The organism is Staphylococcus agnetis, assembly GCF_002901865.1.
GTDB classification, from domain to species: domain Bacteria; phylum Bacillota; class Bacilli; order Staphylococcales; family Staphylococcaceae; genus Staphylococcus; species Staphylococcus agnetis.
The window spans coordinates 1-7503 of the sequence record NZ_PPQF01000116.1; the positions used below are offsets into that span (position 1 = coordinate 1).

Sequence of the window (7503 nt, forward strand, 5' to 3'; positions counted from 1 at the left end):
CATTGGTGTCTATGATATAAAAAATGTCGCTTTATTTATTTTATCTTTCAATATATAATCATTATGAAGTGGTAGAGGAGATTAAAATTATGCCGTCATATTTAATAAAAAAAGTCCTCAACAATAACGTACTCATTTGTGAATATCATAATGAAGAAGTGATTATTATTGGAAAAGGGCTCGGCTTTAATCAAAAAGCGGGCAAACACATCCAACCAGATAAAGTTATTGAAAAGGTCTTTACATTACAAAATAAAGAAGAACAAGATCATTATAAAATGGTAATCGCGCATACTGATGAAGAAGTTCTAAAAGTAGTGATAGAGTCTGTGCAACTCATCATGTCACATTTTGATTTAAGTCAAAATGAGTCATTTATTGTATCTATTACCGATCATATTGTCTTTGCGTTAAAGCGTTATCAGCAACAACAATATATACAAAATCCATTTCTCAGTGAAACAAAATATAGCTACCCTGAAGCTTATACAATAGCTAAACGTGTTGTCGCTCGAATCAACTTGCAATTAAATGTCAATTTTCCTGAAGATGAAGTTGGTTTTATTGCGTTACACATTGCTTCTCAAACGAATCAAATTAATATAGAGGAAACAGAACAAGTACCGAAATTGATTAATACAGCGGTACGCATGATTGAACATGATTTACAAATTAAAATACCAATACAATCCATTCAATACCAACGCTTTGTGAGACATATTCATTTCTTACTTCAGCGTGTGCGCAAAGGAGAACGTGCACAAGTACAATTAGATTTTGAAACGCTATTGAAATCACAATATCCTTTATGCTACAATATAGCTGTTAAAATAGTAAAAATGATTCAAACACAAAGCAGTCTGGAAGTGTATCAAGCTGAAATTGCATATTTAACAATGCATATTCAACAACTTTCAACGACGACGCAATCGAATACGTAACGTGTTACTAAGTGAGATTAGGCATGAGTTAAAACCTATGGATATGCTATCCATGGCTTTTTACTCATGCTTTTTTGTGTGAGATTCATAAAAAATTGGAGGTATTACAGTGGGAAAGAAACTATTTGGACAGTTGCAACGTATTGGTAAAGCCTTAATGTTACCTGTTGCGATTCTACCAGCTGCTGGTTTACTTTTAGCATTTGGTGTAGCTTTACAAGGGGAAGCACTACAACATTATGTGCCATTCATCCAAAACCAAGGCATTCAAAATGTCGCAGAGATGATGACAGGTGCAGGTAGTGTCATTTTTGATAACCTACCGATTATTTTTGCAATGGGGGTTGCGATCGGACTTGCCGGTGGTGATGGTGTTGCGGCAATTGCTGCTTTTGTAGGTTTTGTCATTTTAAATAAAACAATGGGTGCCTTTTTACACGTGACACCTGAAATGGCAGGCGAAGCTAACAAAGGTTTTGCAAGTGTTTTAGGGATTCCAACGCTTCAAACAGGTGTGTTTGGCGGGATTATCAATGGTGCATTAGCAGCATGGTGTTATAACAAATTTTATAACATTTCATTACCTACTTATTTAGGGTTCTTTGCAGGTAAACGATTTGTGCCAATTATGATGGCGACGTTATCATTTATTCTTGCATTCCCAATGGCGTTAATTTGGCCAACGATTCAAGACGGTTTAAATGCGTTCAGTAGCGGTTTATTAGATTCTAATACTGGACTTGCAGTATTCTTCTTTGGTTTTATTAAACGATTATTAATTCCATTTGGTTTACATCATATTTTCCATGCGCCGTTCTGGTTTGAATTTGGTTCATATACTAATGGGGCAGGAGAAATTTTTAAAGGTGACCAACGTATTTTTTTAGAGCAAATTCGTGAAGGTGCACATTTAACAGCTGGTAAATTCATGCAAGGCGAATTCCCAGTGATGATGTTTGGTTTACCAGCGGCTGCCTTAGCAATTTATCATACCGCTAAACCAGAAAACAAAAAAGTGGTTGCTGGTTTAATGGCATCAGCAGCATTAACATCATTTTTAACAGGTATTACAGAACCATTAGAATTTTCATTCTTATTCGTAGCACCATTATTATTCTTTATCCATGCAGTACTTGATGGTTTATCATTCTTAATTTTATACTTACTCGATGTTCATTTAGGTTACACATTCTCTGGTGGATTCATCGATTATGTATTACTTGGTGTTTTACCTAACCAAACAGCTTGGTGGCTTGTATTTCCAGTTGGTATTGTGTATGCGGTGATTTACTACACAGTTTTCCGCTTCTTAATTCAGAAATTTAACTTTAAAACGCCAGGACGTGAAGATAAGCAATCTGAATCAGCATCAGTTGAAGCGAGTGAATTACCATATGCAGTACTTGAATCTATGGGTGGTAAAGAAAATATCAAACATTTAGATGCATGTATTACGCGTTTACGTGTAGAAGTTGCGGACAAGTCAAAAGTTGACGTTGGACGTTTGAAAGATTTAGGTGCATCTGGCGTACTAGAAGTGGGCAATAATATGCAAGCGATTTTCGGTCCGAAGTCAGATCAAATCAAACATGAAATGCAACATATCATGGATGGTAAAACAGTAAAACCTGTATCATTAGATGATCATGACGATGAACCTGTTGTTATTGACGAACACAAACAATCAACTTCAGATGCAACAATCATTGCCTCACCTTTAGAGGGTAATTTTGTGCCACTTTCTGACGTACCTGATCAAGTGTTTAGCGAGAAAATGATGGGTGACGGTATTGCAATTGCACCAACGAAAGGTGAAGTTCGCGCGCCATTTAATGGTAAAGTACAAATGTTCTTCCCTACTAAACATGCGATTGGTTTAGTTTCAGATGAAGGTACAGAGCTTTTAATCCACGTTGGCTTAGATACGGTTAAACTTAACGGTGAAGGCTTTACAATGCAAGTTGAAGAGGGTCAAACAATCCAAACAGGCGATGTATTACTTACATTTGATTTAGATTACATTCGAGAAAACGCGAAGAGTGATATTACGCCGATTATTTTAACGCAAGGAAATATTAATGATGTGACGGTTTCAGAAGGTCAATCATTAAACTTTGGAGATACATTATTTAAAGCTTAATTAAAAATGGGGTGGGCCTAATTTAGGCACGCCCTTTTTGTATTGTTGCTAATACATTACTAAATACCTTCAAAGTCAGTGTCGATGACTTTGAAGGTATTTTTTACAAAGGATACTGAGACGTGATTCAATCATACTTGTTTGTAGGTATTGTGTATGTGGTATATAAACGAGAACTTATATATGTATAAGTATTTAATGGTGATACACGGTGTTAGGTTTCCGTTTTAATATAAAATGATTTATCATATAAGCACTTATAATATAGGCGTAAAAGAGTATGTACACTGTTTGAATATACTATCCTGTAATAATAGTACTATTTCCGATATGTATACTAATTCTAAGGTAGATTTAAAGTTTTTACTGTAGTTATATGTTTTAATTTTTTTTAAAAAACGATACACTATAATTAATTTAAGTAAAGTAGGGTGAGAGTGTTATGTCTAATCAAAAAGAAACTCAAGGGGTGGAACGTAAAAACCTTGATTTTCGTGAGAGCCGTTTTATGAAATTTTTCGGAGGGAAAGACTTACTTTTTGCTTTAATGATATTTATTCTTTTAGGCATTGTGATTTTTATATTTGACAAAGTCTCATACGTCTTCCAACCATTTATTATTGTATTTAATACCATCGCTGCACCGATTATTATAGGTTTAATATTATTCTATTTGTTTAATCCTATTATTAACTTGATGGAACGTTATAATATTAAACGAATTTGGGCGATTACTATATTATTTGTGGCAATTGCTGGTATTATTACAATTATTGTTAATTTGCTGATTCCGCTTGTTTCTATTCAACTGGAACGTTTAATTTCAAATGCGCCTAATTACATTCATAAAGTGACAGACTTTGTGAATCGCATTATGCATTTTCCATTTTTAGAAAAGTATTCTACACAAATTGAAAGTACGTTAACAACATTGCAAGAACGTTTACCTAAGATGTCAGACAGTATTGCACCTAGACTGCGCACATTTGCAGAAACACTTGTCAATGCGACGGTTGTACTTATTACCGTGCCATTTGTATTATTCTTCATGTTGAAAGATGGTCATAAATTTAAGGGGTTTATCAATCATGTGACACCGCCTAAATTTCGCAAAGATGTGCATGATTTACTTGATAAGATGAGTCACCAAGTTGGGTCTTATATCCAAGGTCAAATCATTGTTTCGTTTTGTATCGGCATTCTCTTATTTATAGGTTATTCTATAATTGGTTTAGAGTATGCTTTAATCCTTGCAAGTATTGCTGCAGTGACAAGTGTTGTGCCATATTTAGGACCAACTATTGCAATCTCACCAGCAATCATCATTTCAATTATTACATCGCCTTTCATGCTTATTAAATTGATTATTGTATGGACTGCTGTACAGTTTATTGAAGGTCATTTTATTTCACCTAATGTAATGGGTAAAACATTAAAAATTCACCCATTGACTATTATTTTTGTTTTATTAAGTGCGGGTAATTTATTAGGCATTGTGGGTGTTATTTTGGGTATTCCAGCTTATGCGATTTTGAAAGTCCTTGTATCACATATATTCCTGTTATTCAAACGTCGTTATAATAAATATTATGCCGAAGATGCGGGATTATACGAAATGCCCGATGATGAATACGCTAGTGCCCAAAGTAAGTCAGCATCTCCGAAGTAAAATCAACATCAATTTAGCTCTACAAGACTTGCATAAGTGTCACCCTATCATGTATCATCACAATTTCAGTCAGTTTTTAAATGTTGAAGGTTGATATGAGAGATAAATCTATCAACCTTTTACATGAATTCAGTCAGAAAGGTAGTGTCATATGTCTTTAAATAAAAATTTAGTGAAATATTTAAAAATTGTATTTGTTTTGGTGTTAATTGTAATTGTGACGTCAGTATTAACGAAAGAATTGTCACATATTGATTTTAAGAAAACATTCATTTTGTTTAATCACATTAATCGTTTTGAACTTATTGGTTTATTCTTGCTAGGTGCCTTTGCACTTGGATTGTTATCATTATTTGACTGGGTTTTAGTAGCACGATTCAAATTACCAGTGTCTAAATTTAAAGCATTACGTGTTGGTTACATCATTAATGCTTTTAACAATATTATTGGTTTTGGTGGTTTTATTGGCGCAGGTGTTCGGTTATGGTTTTATAGTAACTATTCAAATGAACGTAAAAAACTTGTGAAGTTCATTTCTTATATTTTGACTTCAATGCTTACGGGTTTAAGCTTTTTATCTTTACTTATTGTCACGCATATCCTCGATGTGAGTTTTCTAGATAATACGTCAATATGGGTTAAAATTTTACTCTATATTGTGGCATTGTTGTTACCAGCGTTTATTATAGTGTCTTTAATTTCACCAATTGATCAAAAAGCACGTTGGTTAGGAACACTATTTACAGTGATTTCAAGCGTTGAATGGATTTGTGCCAGTGTGGTACTTTATCTATCGTTACATATTGTTGGGGCGAACCCACCGTTTCCAGTCGTACTTAGCGTATTTATTGTGGCGGCTATTTCAGGTTTAGCATCGTTTATCCCAGGTGGATTTGGTGCTTTTGACTTAATTATTTTATTAGGTTTGAAATATATCGGTATACCTGAAGAAAAGATTGTTTTAGCGTTGCTTGTGTATCGTTTTGCTTACTATTTCTTCCCGTTATTTTTCGCACTTGTTATGACGGTATTTGAATTCGGTCCACATGCTAAAAGCTTCATATCAGATTCAAAATATTTTGTTCCAGCTAGAGAAGTGACAGGGTTTATCTTTTCATTCCAAAAAGATTTTGTAAATATATTTCCATCATTAATTTTAAGTATTTTAGTTGGTATTACGAGTTTAACGTTTTTATTGGTAAATGTGCTTATATTGGCAGATGCGGCGATATCTAAACACCACATTGTGTTCCTTATCCTCTATATATTTAACGTAAGTGCTTGTTTGATTTTAATGTTAAATTTACGAGGGATTGTCGAACGAAGTCAGCGTGCCATGCTTTTTGTCATCGTCGCGATGTGTATTTTAATCATTTCTAATTTCTATGTGTATGGTATTACAATTGAAGTACTGATTGCCGCATTAATTTTAGCACCTTTAGTGTTTGCATATCGTAAATCTCATGTTTTAAAACGTGCGATTCGAATCAAATCAATTTTTTACATTATTATAGTGAGTGTAGTACTTTTACTTTTAAACCAACATTTTGCAAAACGATTTTTAGATGTTTTTAATATCCAAATGCCAAATGTAGATTATTTTGTATTACGTTCAACATTTTGGCTTTCAATTATAGGGATGTCACTCATCGTAGGTATCATTATTTATATCTTTGAACGTCATTATCGTACACCGCTTGAAAACGTAGATTTAAAAGTAGGTCAAAACATATTGGGGCAATATGGTGGCCATAATTTGAGTCACTTATTGTTCAGTGGTGATAAAAATATGTTTGTTAATGAAGCGCAAGATGCATTTATCATGTACCGCTTTTATCGTAATTCATTAATTGTTTTAGGAGATCCTGTGGGTAATGAAGAGCACTTTGCAGAACTTTTAGAAAAGTTTTATGATCATGCCACTTATTTAGGTGCAGAAGTCATTTTCTATCAAGTTTCTGAAAAGCATTTATCGTTATACCATGACTTTGGTAACCAATTCTTTAAACTAGGTGAAGAAGCGTTAATTGATGCTCAAGCCTTTACGACGTCAGGAAAAAAACGTCGTGGATTCCGAGCAACGTTAAATAAAGTAGAGTCAATGGGATATACATTTGAAATGTTACAATCTCCAGTTGATGAAGCAACGTTTAATCGACTTAAAGAAGTGAGCGACGATTGGCTTGGTCAAGATAAAGAGTTTTATTTCTCAGTAGGGCATTTCTCTCGTGCGTATCTCGATACTGCACCTATTGCCGTTTTGAAAAATGATGAAGGACGTATTGATGCATTCTGTACGCTCATGCCGGTTAAAGATAAAGAGATTGTATCTGTGGATTTAATTCGATGGGACAAGTCTATTGATGTACCATTTATGGATGCATTGTATTTACACATGTTGCAATGGTCTAAAGAAAATGGCTACGCATACTTTAATATGGGTATGGCGACATTATCTAATGTAGGTCAAATGCCATATGGTCATTTGCGTGAAAAATTTGCAGGACGTTTATATGAACACTTTAACGGTTTGTATAGCTTCCAAGGATTACGTAAATATAAAAGTAAATTTAATCCGAATTGGGAATCACGCTTTTTAGTGTATCACCGACGTCAAAATGTTTGGGAAAGTTTAATTAAAGTTACGCGAGTTATTCGTAAAAATGTTTAAATAAAAAATGGATGTAGCCTTGTCGCTACATCCATTTTTTATATGTTAATGATGTTTAGATTGATATTTTGCACGATCTTCT

General features: G+C 33.9%; 4 protein-coding genes. All 4 read left to right on the forward strand.

Going from position 1 to position 7503, the window contains the following annotated elements:
* The first annotated feature begins 89 nt into the window (after nt 1–89).
* The 4 genes from glcT (at nt 90) to mprF (ending at nt 7421) form a co-directional block, all read left to right on the forward strand.
* Complete coding sequence (glcT, locus tag CD172_RS12055) at nt 90–941, forward strand: glucose PTS transporter transcription antiterminator GlcT (protein WP_037564454.1); 852 nt, start codon at nt 90–92, stop codon at nt 939–941.
* 109 nt (nt 942–1050) lie between these two features.
* Nucleotides 1051–3081: a glucose-specific PTS transporter subunit IIBC gene (ptsG, locus tag CD172_RS12060; RefSeq protein ID WP_103346482.1), complete on the forward strand. Its 2031-nt coding sequence runs from the start codon at nt 1051–1053 to the stop codon at nt 3079–3081.
* Nucleotides 3082–3523: 442 nt separating this feature from the next.
* Nucleotides 3524–4750, forward strand: coding sequence for an AI-2E family transporter (locus CD172_RS12065; protein ID WP_103346483.1), 1227 nt, complete (start codon nt 3524–3526; stop codon nt 4748–4750).
* 151 nt (nt 4751–4901) lie between these two features.
* Nucleotides 4902–7421 carry a bifunctional lysylphosphatidylglycerol flippase/synthetase MprF gene (gene mprF, locus CD172_RS12070; protein ID WP_103346484.1) on the forward strand — a complete coding sequence of 840 codons (2520 nt, stop codon included), beginning with the start codon at nt 4902–4904 and terminating at the stop codon, nt 7419–7421.
* Nucleotides 7422–7503 lie beyond the last annotated feature (82 nt).